The sequence below is a fragment of the Cupriavidus sp. 21MJTG02-4 genome, assembly GCF_057798975.1.
In genome coordinates this window covers 462,618-479,720 of sequence record NZ_JBYOJP010000004.1, presented here as the reverse complement: position 1 = coordinate 479,720, position 17,103 = coordinate 462,618, and the positions used below count along the sequence as shown (strand labels likewise).

The window sequence follows — 17,103 nt, the reverse complement described above, 5'->3', positions numbered from 1 at the left end:
GATGAACAAGATTCCACGTATCGATCCGCGCCGGCCCTTCGTCGTGACGGCGGCGGGCCTGAGAAGGATCACGCTGGGCGAGACCGGCAGCGCGGATCCGAACACCGCGCACTGGGCCGCGCACGCGCACGGAGCGCCAGCGGCCAGGCCGCGCCGCCAGGTCGGCGATCCGCAGCACGTACTGCTGGTCGCCGCGCACAGCGAGCGCGGCGCGCTCGACGATCACGCGTGCCAGGTGCTCGCCGCGGCCGCGTTGCTTGCCGACGTGCAGACCGAGGTCGCGCTGCTGGTGTTCGGCGAGCTGAAGGACGACGCGGCGGTGCTTGGCGCCGACAAGGTCATCGTGCTGCCGGCGTTCGATCGCCGCGCGTTTGCGCCCGATGCCGAATTGCGGGCTTTGCTGGCCTGCGCGGCGGCGTTGTCGCCCAAGCATGTCTTCCTGCCTGATAACCCGACCGGCGACGGCGATCTCGGCCGCCGCTATGCCGCGGCGACGGGTACGAGCGTCGCGACGCAAGTGGTCGAGATCGACGCGCATCACGTTGGCGCCTATGCCCAGGCGAAGCGTGCGTTCGCGACACGCTCGCTTCCCGACGTGATCTTGCTCGCACCGGGCGCGGTCGACACGAAGCTGCCGTTCATCGGCGCGGGCCAGTCGCTGTCCGGCGACTTCCTGCTCGGGATCGGCGACGGCTCGCAGCCGTACCGCGATCTGGGCCTGGACGAGATCGATGCCGCACAGGTCGCACTCGAGGAAGCGGACTTCATCGTGTCCGCCGGCAACGGCGTGGCCGACATCGGCGCGTTCGAACAGCTCGCCGGCGTGTTCGGCGCGGCGATCGCCGCGAGCCGCGTCGCCGTCGACAACGGCCATTTCACGCGCGACAAGCAGGTCGGCGCGACCGGCAAGACCGTCGAGGCGAGCGTCTATATCGCCTTCGGGATCTCGGGCGCCGTGCAGCACCTGCAGGGCATCAAGGACTGCCGTCATGTGATCGCCGTCAACCAGGACGGCAGCGCACCCATCGCCAAGCGCGCGAACCTGACCATCGTCGGCGACGCGAAGGAGACCATCGCGGCGCTGATTGACGCGGTGCAGGCCGCGCGCCGCGCGAACGGACGAACGCCGGCCACGGCCAGCGTGCGCGAACCCCTAGGAGCCGCAGCATGAACGCCCCCCAAGCTATCCGACGCATCGCGGTGCTGGTGTCCGTCGGCCGCCAGCCGGTCAGCGGTGCCACGCGCTACAGCCGCAACGACGCGGCGGCGCTCGGGATCGCCCTGGCGCTCGCGGGCAAGCATGGTGCACAGCTGGCCGTGCTGCACGCGGGCGATGCCGCCGAGCCGGCGCTTGCCGACTACCTGGCGCTCGGCGCACGCGAGGTCGAGGTGCTCGCATGCGGTGCCGGGGGAGATGCCGGACGCACACTGGCCGCGCGCGTCAAGGATTACGACCTCGTGCTGACCGGCACGCGCGCGGAAGGCGCGTACGACACCGGGATGCTGCCGTACCAGGTCGCCGCCGCGCTGGGCCGCCCGCTGGTTGGCGCGGCTGTCGACGTCGATACCGCGCACGGGCGCGTCACCGTGCGGCAGTTCCTGCCCAAGGGTGTGCGCCGGCGCGTCGAGGCGGTGCTGCCCGCCGTGGTGGCCGTCCATCCACTCGCGAGCGCGCAGCCGCACTATGCGTATGCACGGCTGCGCGCGGGCGCGGTCCGGACGGCGCCCGCCGCACGATACGAAGACGCCGATGCCGCCGCATGGACGGTGGGCGCTCCCGAACGCAAGCCTGTCAGGCTCGCCGCCGCCGAGAAGCGCAGCGGGCACGCCCGGATGCTGTCGGCGACGACCACTGAAAGCCGTGGCGGCAACGTCGTAAACAGTGGGACTTCGGTCGAAAAAGCACAAGTCATCCTCGCGTACTTGCGCGAGCATCAACTCATTGACTACTGATGTTGCCGGTCTGTTGGCAAACAAACCAGGAATGCAGGGAATCCGGAGCAAAACGATGAACGTATCGGTATCGGCAGACATTCGTACGCTGGTGGAACGGCGCAAGCAGGGTTACAGCCTCGAGGCACCCTTCTATCAGAGCGAGGAGATCTTTGCCCTCGACATGGAGGCCATTTTTCGCAAGCACTGGATTCAGGTGGCGGTCGAGCCCGACGTGCCCGAGCCAGGCGATTACGTGACCGTCGAGCTGGGCCACGACTCGATCCTGATCGTGCGCGACGACGACATGCAGGTGCGTGCGTTCCACAACGTGTGCCGTCACCGCGGTGCGCGGCTGTGCAACGAGGACAAGGGCACGGTCGGCAACATCGTCTGCCCGTATCACAGCTGGACCTACAACCTGAACGGCAACCTGATCTTCGCCGAGCACATGGGCGAGAAGTTCGACCGCTGCAAGCACAGCCTCAAGTCCGTCCATGTACAGAACCTCGCAGGCCTGATCTTCGTCTGCCTGGCGGACGAACCGCCCGCCGATTTTGCCGCGCTGCGTGCCGCGATGGAACCGTACCTGCTGCCGCACGATTTGCCGAACACGAAGATCGCCGCGCAGGTCGACATTATCGAAAAGGGCAACTGGAAGCTCACGATGGAGAACAACCGCGAGTGCTATCACTGCGTGGCAAACCATCCCGAGCTGACCATCTCGCTGTACGAGTACGGATTCGGCTATCAGCACTCGCCAGCCAATGCCGAGGGCATGCAAGCGTTCGAGCAGACCTGTACCGAGCGCGCCAAGCAGTGGGAAGCGATGGGACTGCCGTCGGCCGAGGTCGAGCGCCTGCTGGAAACGACGGGCTTCCGCACACAGCGCCTGCCGCTGGACCGCAGCGGAGAGTCGCAGACACTCGACGCGAAGGTCGCCTCGAAGAAGCTGCTTGGCCAGTTCAAGCAGGCCGACCTGGGAGGGCTCTCGTTCTGGACGCAGCCGAACTCGTGGCATCACTTCATGAGCGACCACATCGTCACGTTCTCGGTGATCCCGCTATCGGCCGGCGAAACACTGGTGCGCACCAAGTGGCTTGTCCACAGGGACGCGCGCGAAGGCGTCGACTACGACGTGAAGAACCTGACGGCGGTCTGGAACGCGACCAACGATCAGGACCGGGTGCTTGTCGAGTACTCGCAGCGCGGCTCGGCTGACAGCGCATACGAGCCGGGCCCGTACTCGCCGTTCACCGAGGGCCTCGTCGAGAAGTTCTCGGCGTGGTATGTCCGCCGGCTGGCCGAGCAGATCGGCGCCTAGGCCGTGAACAAGCCGCGAACAGGCCAGCAGGCAGGCGAGTACGCAAACAGGAAACAGCGAAGCGAAAGAGGCGGAAATGGAGATGATGCGCGATGCGGTCCAGTTCGAGCCGGCCGACTGCCGGGTGACGCGCCCGGCGTTCTGGAGCGCGCTCCCCGAGCGCTGGACGAGCGACGTCGAGGAGACGCTGGTGTGCTGCCACGTGCGGCACGAAACGCACGACGTGAAGAGCTTCTTCTTCCGTTCACCGGAAGGGCGCGCGTTCGTGTTCGAGCCGGGCCAGTTCATCACGCTTGAACTCGATATCGAGGGCGAAACGATCAACCGCTGCTACACGATCTCGTCGTCACCGGCGCGGCCGCACACGATCTCGATCACCGTCAAGCGGGTGCCGGGCGGCAAGGTGTCGAACTGGCTGCACGACAACCTGAAGCCGGGTGCGCCGATCCGCGTGCTGGGTCCCGCCGGCGAGTTCACGTGCGCGCGGCATCCGGCCAGCAAGTTCCTGTTCCTGTCGGCGGGTTCGGGCATCACGCCGCTGATGTCAATGAGTCGCGCGCATCATGATCTGGGCGAGGACCGGGACATCATGTTCGTGCATAGCGCCCGCACGCCGGATGACATCATCTTCGCGCGCGAACTCGACCTGATCGCCTCCAACCACGCGAACTTCCGCACAACCTTTGTCTGTGAGCGGCTCGGTGCGCGTACTAGTTGGCCAGGCGTGACGGGGTTCCTGTCCCTGCCGCTGCTGAAGCTGATCGCGCCGGACTTCATGGAGCGCGAGATCTTCACATGCGGGCCGGCGCCTTACATGAAGGCCGTGCGCGAGCTGCTCGACGAGGCGGGATTCGATCGCGGTCGCTACCACGAGGAGAGCTTTTCTTTCGAGACGCTGGCGGCCGAGGCCGAGGCCGCGGCCGAAGCGCCTGATGCCGACGCGGAACCGGTGGCAAACGGCGATGCGGTGGCGGCGCAGTTCAGCGTCTGTTTTGCAAAGAGCCAGCGGGAGATCCTGTGCGGATCGGGGCAGCATGTGCTGGAAGCGGCGCGGCAATCGGGCGTGCGGCTGGCGGCCTCTTGCACGCAGGGCATGTGTGGCACCTGCAAGGTCCGGCTCGTATCCGGCCAGGTGGAAATGAAGCACAACGGCGGGATCCGCCAGCGCGAGATCGATCAAGGCATGGTGCTGCTGTGCTGCAGCAAGCCATTGACGGATCTCATCATTGACAAGTGAGGCGGCCGCCGGCCACCCGGTTGCCGGCCAATGACATCCGTCGCGCCTCTCTCGACGATTGTACGTACACGGGGCAGTTCCGCTCCGGCCAATGGAGACATGCCATGAAGCTTCTCTCAAAGCTGTTGTTTACCGGCGCGGCGTCGGTGATGTTGACCTGGAGCGCGTTTGCGCTGGGGGATTCCAAACCGCCCTTGAAGATCGGTTACGTCGAGGGGTGGGATGACAGCGTCGCGACGACGAACGTGGCGGCGCGGATCATCGAGAAGAAGCTGGGGTATCCGGTGCAGCTCGTGCCCCTGGCAGCGGGCGTCATGTGGCAGGGCGTCGCACGCGGCGATCTCGATGCGACCCTCTCGGCCTGGCTGCCGGTGACGCAGGGCGCGTACTGGGACCAGTTTAAGACCAAGGTGGTCAATCTCGGCCCGAACTTTACCGAGGCCAGGATTGGCCTGATCGTTCCCGCATCCGTGAGTGCGAAGAGCATTGACGACCTGAACGCACAGAAGGCGACGTTCGAAGGGCGCATCGTTGGCATCGATGCCGGCGCTGGCGTCATGCGCAAGACCGCCGAGGCCATCAAGACTTATGGGCTCAGTTATTCGCTGATGCCAAGCTCGGGCAGTGCGATGACCGCCGAACTGGCGCGCTCGATGAACGCGAACAAGCCGGTGATCGTGACGGGGTGGGCGCCGCACTGGATGTTCGCCAAGTGGAAGTTGCGCTTCCTCGAGGATCCGAAGAAGGTGTTCGGGGATGCCGAGCATGTCGACAACATCGTGAACCCGGGGCTGGAGACAAAGGCAAAGCCGGTTGTCGCATTCCTGAAGAAGTTCCAGTGGAAGCCGGGCGAAATCGATAGCGTGATGCTGGCGATCCAGGGCGGCACAAAGCCGGACGCGGCCGCCGATGCGTGGATCTCAGCGAATGGGGACCGCGTGAATACGTGGCTCGACGCCGAGCACTGATTCATAAAGCGAAGCCAGGAGATCAAGCAACGCCGGCCACGATCGCATTTCGATCGTGGCCGCTTTGCTTTGCGGTCACGGAAGGACGACGGTCCGGTCTCCATTGAGAAACACCCGCCGCTCGATGAACGCCTTGACGGCGCGGGAAAGCGTGATGCATTCGACGTCGCGCCCGACGGCAAGCAGTCGCTCGGGCCGGTACGAGTGGTCGACGCGTTCGACGGACTGCTCGATGATGGGGCCCTCGTCGAGATCGTCGGTGACGAAATGCGCGGTGGCGCCGATCAGCTTCACGCCGCGCGCATGCGCCTGGTGATACGGCTTCGCGCCCTTGAAGCCGGGCAGGAAGGAGTGGTGGATATTGATCGCGCGATTGGCGAGGGCCGCGCTGGTCTCGGCGGACAGCACCTGCATGTAGCGCGCGAGAATCACAAGTTCTGCGCCGCTCGATTCAAAGAAGTCAAGCCACCCGGCCTCCTGCTGTGCCTTGGTCTCGGGCGTAATCGGGAAATGCCGGAAAGGGAGGTCGTGCTGCTGTGCAAGCGGGGCCAGGTCCGGATGGTTCGAGGCGATCCCGACGATGTCCATTTCCAGCTCACCCATGCGCCAGCGGAACAGCAGATCCGCGAGGCAATGCTCAAGCCTGGACACCATGATCAGTACCTTCGGTCGGGCGAGCGCGTCGTGGATCGCCCAATGCATGCCGAAGTCGTCTGCAATCGGCGTGAACTCCTGCCGCAATACGTCGACGTCCAGCGTTTGTGCTTGCGCCGGATGGAATACACAGCGCAAGAAGAAGCGGTTGCTCAGGTCGTCATCGAAGACGGTCAACGCGTCGACATAGCAATGGTGGCGCTCGAGCAGGCCGACCACCGCGGCCACCTGGCCCGGGGCGCTCGGGCACGACAGCGTGAGGATGAATGATTGCGAACGAGGCAGGGCGTCCATGGGATTCCTTTCATTGAGGGTGGCCTGCGGGCGCCTTGTGCGCACGCGCGTGCCATGCGCGAAGTAGAGCAGGACAATGGGCAGGCCGGATAGAACCGAAGCGCCGCGTGGCTGGTATCGGTGCGCCAGTGAAGATTGGCGGGCGCGACGCCTGAGCCTTGAGCGCACTGGTGCAGCGGGTCGCAATCGATCGATTGGACGTCGCATGCTGGCAAGCAGGCGCAGACAATCGGTTGCGCCGATTGTCGGTGTCGCATTTGCGCAAGCACTTGTCGGAATTCATCGGCTGGGGACGGCCTTTTCTGGCAACTATGTAGGGGATCGCACGATATCTGTTTGCGATGCGACGAACCGGGTTAACCGGAGCATTCCAGGGAAGAGGTAGCAATGCACCGTCAGCGCCTTTCAAACGCAAGAGGCGCGGGCATGCCATATGACGTATGAGTCCCCGCAGGACCAGGAGAAGGTTTCGATGGATAGTCCCAAGGTCGTGGTCGAAGGTCTGTGCAAGGTATTTGGAAGTAATCCGCAACAGGCGCTGGACATGCTCGCCGCCGGGTCGACGAAGGACGAAGTGTTCAGGCGCACCGGCCAGGTGGTCGGCGTCCATAACGTCTCGTTCGATGTCAAGGAAGGCGAGATCTTCGTGCTGATGGGCCTGTCCGGCTCCGGCAAGTCAACGCTGATCCGCCTCGTGAACCGGCTGGTCGAACCGACAGCCGGGAAGGTGTTGATCGGTGGCCGCGATGTAGCCGCCGTGAGCCGCTCTGAACTGATCGCGCTGCGTCGCAAGGACATGAGCATGGTGTTCCAGTCGTTCGCGCTGATGCCACAGCGCACGGTGCTGTCGAATGCCGCGTTCGGGCTGGAGGTCGCCGGCGTCGGCAGGAAGGAGCGCGAGCGCAGAGCGATGGATGTGCTCGAGCAGGTGGGGCTCTCGACGTTTGCGCAGAAGCTGCCGCGCGAGTTGTCGGGGGGCATGCAGCAGCGTGTCGGCCTTGCCCGGGCGCTTGCCGTCAATCCGTCCCTGATGATCATGGATGAAGCGTTCTCCGCGCTCGATCCCCTCAAGCGCAAGGAAATGCAGAACGTGCTGCTGCAACTTCAGAAGGAGCATCGCCGCACCATCATGTTCGTGTCGCACGATCTGGAGGAAGCACTGCGCATCGGCAGCCGGATCGCGATCATGGAAGGCGGCCGGCTGGTGCAGGTTGGCACGCCGCAGGAGATCATTGCGAAGCCGGCCGACGACTACGTCCGCACGTTCTTCGACGGTATCGATACCAGCCGCTACCTGACCGCCGGCGACCTGATGCAGAAAGACGCCGTGCCGGTCGTGTCAAAGCTCGATGCGGCGAGCATTGCTGCGACGCTGAACGGACACGCCGCCTATGCCTTTGTGCTGGATGCCCAGCGCAAGGTCCGTGGCTGCGTCATGCGCGATGCAAAGGAAAGCGTGCGGCCCGTGGAAAGCATCCGTCGCAATGCATCGCTGGAACACGTTGTCGAGCGCGTCGTCGCGAGCCCGAATGCGCTGCCGGTCGTCGACGACAATGGCTGCTACTGCGGGTCGGTAGACCGTGCCGTCATCCTCAAAGCTATCACGCACCTGAGAGGTCACCATGTCTGAATCCCTCCCGCTCGGCCACTGGGTCGACCAGTCTGTCCATTACCTGCTCGACCACGACGCGGCGACGTTCGACACCGTCGGGCGCGCGATCGAGGGCCTCGCCGCACTGATCGAGCGCAGCCTCCAGGCCGTGCCGATGTGGCTGATGATGGCGATCTTCATCGGCATTGGACTCTGGCGGGTCGGCTGGCGCTTTGCACTCTTCACTGCCGCGTCGCTGTTCGTGATCTTTGCCACCGGGTTCTGGGATCAGACTGTCATCACGCTGGGCCTCACGCTGTCGTCGACGATCATCAGTCTGCTGCTTGGCGTTCCGCTGGGCATCTGGGCGGCGAAGAGCAGGGTGGTGGCGGCCGTCGTGCGTCCGATCCTGGACCTGATGCAGACCATGCCTGCGTTCGTTTACCTGATTCCTGCCGCGATGCTGTTCGGCCTGGGCCGCGTGCCGGGCATCCTTTCCACGGTGATCTTTGCCATGCCGCCGGCCGTGCGCCTGACGAGCCTGGGAATCCGACAGGTGAACATGGAGATCGTCGAGGCGGGCTATGCGTTCGGCTGCACGCCGTGGCAATTGCTGTACAAGGTGCAGTTCCCGAACGCGCTGCCGTCGATCATGCAGGGCGTGAACCAGACGATCATGATGGCGCTGTCAATGGTCATCATCGCATCGATGGTCGGGGCGGGCGGCCTGGGCAACGAGGTGCTCGCCAGCATCCAGCGGCTCGACATCGGCCTGGGCTTCGAAAGCGGCCTCTCGGTGGTGCTACTGGCCATTATTCTCGACCGCATTACGGAAAGCTTCGGCCGCGCACCCGGCACCGCCAAGGCACCGCTTTTCTCTGGGCTCAGGCAACTGTTTTGCGCCAAGACAGCGACGGCGCAAGCCTGATCCCCGGCTCCTCCGTTCGCCAGGAGACTGACGTGAGCGCCGTTGCCGCCGCGCTGCCCGACAGCGCACCCACTTCGATGTCGTCGCTGGCGCATTTCGGCTTCCTGACGTTGCCCGATTTCTCGATGATCGCGTTCTCGAGCGCGGTCGAAGTGCTGCGCATGGCGAACTATGTCGGTCGCGCCCAGCATTACACCTGGTCGATCTATTCGCCCGAAGGGGCGCCGGTGCACGCTAGCAATGGCATCGCGGTACGGCCGACGCGCGCGCTCGATGCCTCGGGCTTGCCCGATGTCATGATCGTTTGCGGCGGCATTCGCATTCGCGACGCCGTGGACGATGGTACGCGCACGATGCTCTCCAGGCTGGCCGGGCAAGGCCTTCCGCTGGGCGGCATCTGCACGGGCGCCTTTGCGTTGATGTCGGCCCATCTGCTGGACGGTTACCGCTGCGCCGTGCATTGGGAAAACCGGTCCGTCTTGCACAGCGAGTTTCCGCAGGTCCGGTTCGCCGACGAGTTGTTCGTCATCGACCGCGATCGGCTGACGTGCACGGGCGGCACGGCACCGATCGACATGATGCTGAATCTCGTAGGCTTGCGGTTCGGCCAGAAGCTTGCCGCGCAGGTTTCCGAGCAGTTCATCCTGGAGCGGATCCGCAGTGCGACGGATCCGCAGCCGATCCCGGTCGATGCGCGGGTCGGCCTGTCGCGGGCCGAGTTGGTCGAGGTGGTACGGCTGATGGAGGCGAATATCGAGGAACCGTTGTCGCTCGATGAACTGGCGCGGCTTGTCCGGCTGTCGCAGCGGCATCTCCAGCGGATGTTCCGGTTTTATCTGAACGTATCGCCCACCCACCATTACATGACCCTGCGCCTGAAGCGGGCCCGCGAGCTGCTGCGCACGACCAGCGCGTCAATCGCCCGCGTTACCGCGGTTTGCGGATTCCACTCGCCGAGCCATTTCAGCAATGCGTATCGCGCGCAGTTCGGTCATGCGCCCAGTCACGAACGCCGACCGACAGGATGAGCACCGGGGAGCACGGAGCGCTCGCCAGGGCGAGAATCCAACGCGCAGTATCGCGCGAGCTTGACTACCGACCTTGATACGCCGATGAGCCAGACGACCTTGCACGCATTGCGCACGCCACTGTATGAGCGCCACCTTTCCATCCGCGCCCGGATGGCTGATGTGGATGGCTGGCATCTGCCAGTCGCTTACGGATCCCAGATCGAGGAGCACCACACCGTTCGCGCGGATGCCGCCATGTTCGACGTCTCGCACAGGGGCGTGGTCGACGTATACGGGTTGGACGCGCGAAGGCTCCTCGGCAAGGTTCTTGCCAACGACATCGGCAAGTTGAAGTCTCCCGGCAAGGCACTCTATTCGTGCATGCTGAACAGAGAGGGAGGCGTCATCGGTGACCTGGTGGTGTACTACCTGAACGATGAATGGTTCCGTATTGTCCTGAACGCGGACGCCGCAAGTCGCGACATTCAGTGGATCCAGTCGCAGATCGGTGCGATGAAGAGTTCGGCGACGCTGGTTCCGCGCCGCCAGGATCTTGTCACGGGGGATGTGGAGCCCCTGGCAATGATCGCCGTGCAAGGCCCCCATGCCCGGAGGAAGGTGTTTCAGGCCATTCCGTCCACACACGCCGCTGAAAAGGTGAAGCCGTTCAATTCCATGATCGTGCACGACCCTGTCGTGGGGGAACTGATGCTGGCGCGGACGGGGAAGACCGGCGAGGATGGGTTCGAAGTCATGATGCTGGCAAAGCACGCGGTTCAGGTATGGGACATGCTGCGGTCGGCCGGCATCTCCGCAGCGGGCCTTGAGGCATGGGAAACCCTTCGGCTCGAAGCCGGCATGCACTTGCATGGGCGCGACATGGACCCACACACCTCGCCTTTTGACGTCGGCCTGGGCTGGACTGTGGAGCTTGGGCCGGAGCGCGATTTCGTCGGCAAGGCAGCGCTACGCGCTCGCCCCCAGGACTGGCAGTTCGTCGGACTGTCCTTTGAGGGAAGCGCCGCCGTTGCTCGCGCACAGAGCCCGGTGCTGAGTCTTGGAGGAGAAGTGATCGGGAAGGTGACGAGCGCAACCTACAGCCCGACGCTCCGGATCGCCATCGCTTTCGCGCTCGTCAACCCAGGGATCCAGTTCGGCTCGTATGTCGATGTCGAGGTCTACGGCAAGAGAATCCCTGCCAAGGTCGTTCGTCCACCTTTCGTACGGGACGGAAGCTCCGTGCCGCAGCATTAGGGCGGGCGTCAACAACAGTCTGCCGGCGCTATCGCCTCGGCTGACAAGAACACCGGAACGCTTATGCATGACACCTTGCCACAGCGCTTGCGCTCACTGCTTTTCGTCCCCGCGGATAGTGACCGGAAGCTTGCGTCCGCGCTAAAGTCAGCAGCGGACGGGCTGGTGTTCGATCTGGAAGATGCCATCCCCGAGTCGGGGAAGGACGATGCACGGCGCAAGCTGGTGGCCTTTCTGGAGCGGCATCGCGCCTCGATGCAGCCGGCCTTGCTGGTGCGTGTCAACGGACTGGGGTCCGGCCATATCCTGCGCGACCTGGCCGCCGTGATCCCGTACCGGCCCAACGCAATCGTGCTGCCGAAGTGCCGGAGTGTCGATGATGTGCACCGCCTTTGCGATTTCCTCGCAGCCTTCGAATGCGCGCTGTTGGACGGCAGGTGGGAAGTCTCCATCATTGCGATGGCCACCGAGTCGTCCGAAGGCGTATTCGGATTATCGTCGTATCGCAACGCACCCATGCGGCTACGCGCGCTGATGTGGGGGGTGGATGACCTCGCCGCGGACCTCGGCGCATTCTCCTCGCATGCAGGCAAGGAACTGACTGCGCCGTTTTCCGTGGCCCGTACCATGTGCCTGCTGGCGGCCGCCCAGGCGGGGATCGACGCCATCGATGCGGTCAGTACGAGGCTGACTGACCCGGCGAACATCAGAGAAGAGTCTGCCCAGGCCAAGCGCGACGGATTCTCGGCCAAGGCCGCGGCGCACCCGGCGCACATTGATGCCATCAACCAGGCCTTTGTCCCGCAGGAAGAGGAAGTACGCTGGGCCAGACAGGTGGTCGAGTCGTTCTCGGGCGTGGGGGCCTCGGGTGTGGCCAGGCTGGGAAATTCCATGATTGATCGGCCCCACCTGCGGCTCGCCCATCGCATCTTGTGCCATATCGACGAGAGTTGATGCTTGCGGGTCAGGTCGGCGAGACATGTGGCTGCCGAGGACCAGGCGGCTTTGCCGACGAGGGTCTCGCGACAGGAAAGGACGAAAGCCAATGAGGACGAAGGAAATGCCCGTCACGATTCTTTTCATGGCATGCCTTGCCGTTGCCTACTTCTTGCCGGATCAGATCTCGGTTCCGATGATGCTGATTGCGTCGATAGCGGCTGTCGTCCATGCGTGCCTGACGGATTAGCCTGTCTCTAGCTTCGGCGAGACGTCGCTGCAACGCTGACTTGCCCAGGCTGCGCCAGCACAGGAAAGAGGTGCGCCCCTCAAGGCGGCGCCATTAGAATCGGGGTAGAGGGGCGGGACGGTGACAGCGCCGCGCCGATTCCCCGAGTCGACGGAGTTGACTGATGATCCACTTTCCTCGACGGCTGTACGTTGCCGGCCTGATCGCTGTGTTGCTGTCCTTCACCTGGAGCCAGTCATATGGAGAGATGGTCGTCGGAATCGGTGTGTCCAGTCCTCTAACGGGGATCAATGCCGCCAATGGCAAGGATATCGAGAATGGTGTTCGTCTCGCTTTGGAAGAGGCCAACGCGCAGCACATCAAGCTGGATGGCCGGGAGGCCCGCTTCGAACTTCATTCGGTTGACGACCAAAGCGACCCCCGCATAGGCGTCCAGGTCGCCCAGAAGCTGGTCGACGATGGTGTGGCCGTCGTTGTGGGGTACTACAACTCGGGTGTTGCCATTCCATCCGCACGGGTCTTCGCCAGCGCAGGCATACCGATGATCCATCCTGCGGCGACCAATCCGGCCATTACGCATCAAGGCCCGAAGACGGTGTTCCGCATCATTGCGACGGACACCCAAAACTCCGGTACGGCGGGAAAGTACGCGGTCAATGTCATGAAGGCGCAGCGGATTGCCGTGATGGACGACCGAACCGCGTTTGGCCAGGGGGCCGTGGACGAGTTCAAGAAGGCCGTGACGAGCGCCGGCGGAAAAATCGCGATCGCTGAGTACACCAGCGACAAGGCGGTCGAGTTCAGCGCGCAACTGACGAACATCCGGGCTGCCAACGCCGACCTGCTGTTCTTCGCTGGCCTGGACAACCAGGCGGCGCTCATCGCGAAACGGATGAAGGAGCTCGGCATGCGAACCCGGTTCGTCGGCAGCGGTGGCATCGCCGACAGTATTTTCCTGAATATTGCAGGTCCCGCTGCGGAAGGTGCGATGGCCTGGGAGTACGGGCGTCCTGTCGATACGCTGCCGCAAGGCAAGGCCTTCATGCTGAAGTTCAGGAAGCGCTTTGGTACTGACAGCCTGATCTATGCGCCCTTTGCGTATGACGCCACGTGGGTGGCGATCCATGCGATCAGGCAGGCCAACTCCGCGAAGCCGGGCGAATTCGTGCCCGCGCTACGGGTCATGCAATACGACGGCATCACGGGGAAAATTGCCTTCGATACCAATGGCGACCTGAAGAATCCTACCTCGACGCTCTATCAGGTAAAGGGTGGCCGTTGGTTTCCGGTAACGACCATTGGGGCCGAATGACGGAGTTTGCGGGCCGGCGTGATTGAGCCAGGCCGCCTCAGCAGGTGGAGGAGACGTTCAGCCGGCCAGGCTGTCCAATTCTTGCCGCAAGGGGGCGTATGCGCCCGCATGGCCGGCAGCCACTGCCGCGGCGGCAGCGGCCATGCGCGCCTGCGCCGCAAGGTCCGGCCGTGGTTCGGCCAGCACCGCGGCTATCCACCCGCCCATCGCGGCATCCCCGCAACCTACGGTATCCGCAACATTCACCTGGAACGCTGGCTGCTCCACCACGCTGTCGGACTGGAGCAGGGTCAGGCCGTCGGCGCCGCGCGTGAGCATGATGGCGGCGTCCGGTGCCATGGCCCGCACCTGCGCGAGCGCTGCCTCCAGGGCCAGTGCCGGAAAGAGGCCCGCCAGGTCTTCATCCGAGATCTTGATGTAGGACGCCAGCCCGAGCATGTGTGCAAGCGCTTCGCCATAGCCCGGCGCGTTCATCAGTTTGCGGTAGTTTGGGTCGAAGGCAATGCGCTTGCCGGCACCGGCTGCGTGCGTGGCTTCCTGGCACAGGCATGCGGCCAGCGGCTGACGTGCCAGGCTGATGGAGCCAAAGTGAACGACTTGCGCCGCCTGACGCCAGCCCTGCGGCAGCCGGGACGGCTCGAAATGCAGGTCGGCACTGTCGTCACCCACGAAGAAGTACTGCGGGGGATGGCGCGAAGCGACAAAGGCCAGGAAGGGCGAGCGATCGACGCGTTGCAGGAAGCGCATGTCCAGGCCGGCCTGCTCGCTGGCCTGGGCCAATTCGTCGCCGAACAGGTCCCGGCCGACAGCGCCGGCAAAGGCCGTGTCGATGCCCAGGCGCGCGCCTACGCGCGCCACGTTCCAGCAGGACCCGCCGGGCAGGCCGAGCCAGCTTCCGTCGGCCTGGCGAACCATGTCGGTGAGGGCTTCGCCGAAGACGACATAGCGGGGCAAGGGCTTGGACATCGATGATCCTGTATCTGTGGTTACGCGCACTGCGCGCCTGGGTTGACAGGGAGAAGGCTCGCGGCCGGACTACTGTGTCCAGTAGACGTCCACCGGCGTGCTTTGCTGATGCAGCAAGTAGCTGACCGGCAGCATCGGCGTGGGTTCCAGCGTGGCGGCATCGAATACCTGCTTCTTCCACGGTCCGCGGAAGCCCAGCAAGACCCGGCTCGCGCGCAGCAGGGCACTCAGGTTCAGGCTGACGCGACGATGCGGTGCGGCGCGAGGGCTCAGCGCCAGGTAGCCCGGCGGCCCGTTCAGGGACAGGCCCTCGTGCAGCTCCGGCGCATCGGGGAACAGCGACGCAGTATGGCCGTCTTCGCCCATGCCGAGGATGACGAGATCGGGCTGGCGATAGGTTCGGTTCAGCTCGGCCACGACCTCCGCGGCGTCGATCTGGTCAATTTCCGTGCAGAACGGCGGGACCGGCGGCTGGAACGATGCGCGCGACGCGGCCTGGCGCAGCAGCCGGTCGCACACCAGGCGCGCGTTGCTGTCGGCGTGGCCGAGGGGCACCAAGCGCTCGTCGACCAGCATCACGCTGACTCGATCCCAGGGCAGGACGCGCTGCCGGAGGGCCTCGAACAGCGGCAGCGGCGAACGACCGCCGGAGACCGCCAGGCAAGCCTGGCCTTTTTCGGACAAGGTACGTTCCAGTTCGCCGGCCACGGCTTGCGCCATGGCTTCGACGTGGGCGGCGGCATCCTCGGGTTCAATCAGGCGCATGGCTCCCCCTGCAAGTCCCTGTCATGGCGTGATGCGGTGTGGCGCTGTGGTTCTGGCGTCGCACGCGGCGGATCAGCGCGGCGGTCGAGGCGTCATGCGGCTGCGGCGGCGCGCCTTCCAGTTCGCGCTCGATGGGGCCGGCCAGTTTCTTGCCGAGTTCCACGCCCCATTGATCGAAGGAGTTGATGTTCCAAAGGATGCCCTGCACGAACGTGCGGTGCTCGCACAGGGCGAGCAAGGCGCCCAGGTGGAAGGCATCGAGTTGCTGCAGCAGCAGCGTGTTGCTGGGACGGTTCCCTTCGAACACAAGATGCGGCACCAGGCTCTCGTCAAGCTGCCCTTCGGCGCGCACCTCGTCGGCGGTGCGACCGCGCAACAGGGCTTCGCCCTGCGCAAAGCAGTTGGCCAGCAGCTTGGTATGGTGGCCGGGCAAGTCACTGTGCGGCTGCAGGCAGGCGATGAAGTCCACCGGTACCAGCTGCGAGCCCTGGTGCACCATCTGGAAATAGGCATGCTGGCCGTTGGTACCGGTAGTGCCCCATACCACTGCGGCGGAGCCGGCCTGCAGCGCCGCGCCGTCGTGCTGCACCGACTTGCCGTTGCTTTCCATCTCCAGTTGCTGCAGGAAGGCCGGGAGCAATTCCATCGGCTCGCAATAGGGCGCTACGCAGCGGCTGCCTGCGCCCAGGAAGCTGCGGTACCAGACATCGAGCAGGCCGAGAATCATCGGCAGGTTCTGTTCGGGCGGCGCACTGGCGAAATGCCGGTCCATGGCCCGTGCGCCGTCAAGCAGCAGACGGAACCGGTCAAAGCCGATCGCCACGGCGATCGACAGCCCGACGGCCGACCACAATGAGAAGCGCCCGCCGACCCAGTCCCAGAACGGGAACATGTTGACCGGGTCGATGCCGAACGCCGCCACGGCGTCGCGGTTGGTCGACACGGCCACGAAGTGGCGAGCCAGGTCCGCCTGCGAGGCCCCGTGGCGCAGGAACCAGTCGCGCGCGGTGCACGCGTTGGCCATGGTTTCCAGCGTAGTGAAAGTCTTGGAACAGACGATCACCAGCGTGGTGGCCGGCTGCAAGCGTGCCAGCTTGCGGGCCAGCTCGCAGCCGTCCACATTGGCGACGAAATGCATGCGCGGCGCGGCTTCCTCATCCTGCACCAGGGCGCGGCACACCATGCGCGGCCCAAGGTCGGAACCGCCGATGCCGATGTTGACCACATCCGTGATGGCGCGGCCGTCAAAGCCTGTCCATGCGCCGCTGCGCACTTGCTGCGCGAAGCGTTCCATCTGCGCGAGTACCGCCGACACATCGGGTTCTACCGGCACGCCGAGTGCCCGGTAGCCATCGCCGGGGCGGGCACGCAGCGCCATGTGGAGTGCGGCGCGGCGCTCGGTGGTGTTGACCGGCTCGCCGGCAAACATGGCATCGCGCCGCTCGCACGCGCGCGCCTCGCGGGCCAGCTCGAACAGCAGGGCCAGGGTCTCTTCGGTGACGCGGTTCTTGGCGTAGTCAAGGGTCAGGCCACAGGCCTCAGCCGCCATGCGTTCGGAGCGGACCTGGCCGTGCGGGCCTGCAAACCAGTCGCGCATATGGGCATGACGAATGCTGGCAGCATGTTCACGCAGGGCCTGCCAGGCGGGGAGGGACGTCGACATCGGGGGCTGCTCCAGTGCG

14 protein-coding genes and 1 pseudogene are annotated in these 17,103 nt (G+C 64.8%); 11 read left to right on the top strand and 4 right to left on the bottom strand.

Features of this window, described 5'->3' with window-relative positions; genetic code table 11:
• Window position 1 precedes the first annotated feature (1 nt).
• From AC3FKH_RS11535 to AC3FKH_RS11515, 5 genes are all read left to right on the top strand, one after another.
• On the top strand, window positions 2-1,171 hold the full coding sequence (locus AC3FKH_RS11535) for an electron transfer flavoprotein subunit alpha/FixB family protein (RefSeq protein WP_488675584.1): 1,170 nt from the start codon (window positions 2-4) through the stop codon (window positions 1,169-1,171).
• Window positions 1,168-1,953 carry an electron transfer flavoprotein subunit beta/FixA family protein gene (locus tag AC3FKH_RS11530; RefSeq protein WP_488675583.1) on the top strand — a complete coding sequence of 262 codons (786 nt, stop codon included), beginning with the start codon at window positions 1,168-1,170 and terminating at the stop codon, window positions 1,951-1,953. The genes AC3FKH_RS11535 and AC3FKH_RS11530 overlap by 4 nt, the downstream gene beginning before the upstream one ends.
• A gap of 55 nt (window positions 1,954-2,008) precedes the next feature.
• Window positions 2,009-3,256 (top strand): aromatic ring-hydroxylating oxygenase subunit alpha, encoded by a 1,248-nt coding sequence (locus tag AC3FKH_RS11525; RefSeq protein ID WP_488675582.1) that lies wholly within the window; start codon window positions 2,009-2,011, stop codon window positions 3,254-3,256.
• Between the two features lie 82 nt (window positions 3,257-3,338).
• Window positions 3,339-4,493, top strand: coding sequence for an FAD-binding oxidoreductase (locus tag AC3FKH_RS11520; RefSeq protein WP_488675581.1), 1,155 nt, complete (start codon window positions 3,339-3,341; stop codon window positions 4,491-4,493).
• Between the two features lie 104 nt (window positions 4,494-4,597).
• Window positions 4,598-5,461: a glycine betaine ABC transporter substrate-binding protein gene (locus AC3FKH_RS11515; protein WP_488675651.1), complete on the top strand. Its 864-nt coding sequence runs from the start codon at window positions 4,598-4,600 to the stop codon at window positions 5,459-5,461.
• 75 nt (window positions 5,462-5,536) lie between these two features.
• Here the strand turns inward: AC3FKH_RS11515 and purU are convergent, their stop codons facing one another.
• On the bottom strand, window positions 5,537-6,409 hold the full coding sequence (purU, locus tag AC3FKH_RS11510; RefSeq protein ID WP_488675580.1) for a formyltetrahydrofolate deformylase: 873 nt from the start codon (window positions 6,407-6,409) through the stop codon (window positions 5,537-5,539).
• 466 nt (window positions 6,410-6,875) lie between these two features.
• Between purU and AC3FKH_RS11505 the strand changes: the two are divergent.
• From AC3FKH_RS11505 to AC3FKH_RS11480, 6 genes and pseudogenes are all read left to right on the top strand, one after another.
• Window positions 6,876-8,039: pseudogene (locus AC3FKH_RS11505) on the top strand (quaternary amine ABC transporter ATP-binding protein); the annotation flags it as partial.
• Complete coding sequence (gene choW / locus AC3FKH_RS11500; RefSeq protein WP_488675578.1) at window positions 8,032-8,928, top strand: choline ABC transporter permease subunit; 897 nt, start codon at window positions 8,032-8,034, stop codon at window positions 8,926-8,928. The pseudogene AC3FKH_RS11505 and the gene choW, both read left to right, overlap by 8 nt.
• Window positions 8,929-9,005: 77 nt before the next feature.
• Window positions 9,006-9,956, top strand: a complete 951-nt coding sequence (locus AC3FKH_RS11495; protein WP_488675649.1) for a GlxA family transcriptional regulator — start codon at window positions 9,006-9,008, stop codon at window positions 9,954-9,956.
• A gap of 84 nt (window positions 9,957-10,040) precedes the next feature.
• Window positions 10,041-11,192, top strand: coding sequence for a glycine cleavage system aminomethyltransferase GcvT (gene gcvT / locus AC3FKH_RS11490; RefSeq protein WP_488675577.1), 1,152 nt, complete (start codon window positions 10,041-10,043; stop codon window positions 11,190-11,192).
• A gap of 63 nt (window positions 11,193-11,255) precedes the next feature.
• Window positions 11,256-12,146 carry an HpcH/HpaI aldolase/citrate lyase family protein gene (locus tag AC3FKH_RS11485; protein WP_488675576.1) on the top strand — a complete coding sequence of 297 codons (891 nt, stop codon included), beginning with the start codon at window positions 11,256-11,258 and terminating at the stop codon, window positions 12,144-12,146.
• 395 nt (window positions 12,147-12,541) lie between these two features.
• Window positions 12,542-13,690: a branched-chain amino acid ABC transporter substrate-binding protein gene (locus AC3FKH_RS11480; protein WP_488675575.1), complete on the top strand. Its 1,149-nt coding sequence runs from the start codon at window positions 12,542-12,544 to the stop codon at window positions 13,688-13,690.
• Window positions 13,691-13,747: 57 nt separating this feature from the next.
• Here the strand turns inward: AC3FKH_RS11480 and AC3FKH_RS11475 are convergent, their stop codons facing one another.
• The 3 genes from AC3FKH_RS11475 to pgi form a co-directional block, all read right to left on the bottom strand.
• Window positions 13,748-14,656 carry a carbohydrate kinase family protein gene (locus AC3FKH_RS11475; protein ID WP_488675573.1) on the bottom strand — a complete coding sequence of 303 codons (909 nt, stop codon included), beginning with the start codon at window positions 14,654-14,656 and terminating at the stop codon, window positions 13,748-13,750.
• Between the two features lie 69 nt (window positions 14,657-14,725).
• Window positions 14,726-15,421 (bottom strand): 6-phosphogluconolactonase, encoded by a 696-nt coding sequence (gene pgl, locus AC3FKH_RS11470; protein WP_488675571.1) that lies wholly within the window; start codon window positions 15,419-15,421, stop codon window positions 14,726-14,728.
• Window positions 15,408-17,084: a glucose-6-phosphate isomerase gene (gene pgi, locus AC3FKH_RS11465; protein WP_488675569.1), complete on the bottom strand. Its 1,677-nt coding sequence runs from the start codon at window positions 17,082-17,084 to the stop codon at window positions 15,408-15,410. Before pgi ends, pgl begins: the two co-directional genes overlap by 14 nt.
• Window positions 17,085-17,103 lie beyond the last annotated feature (19 nt).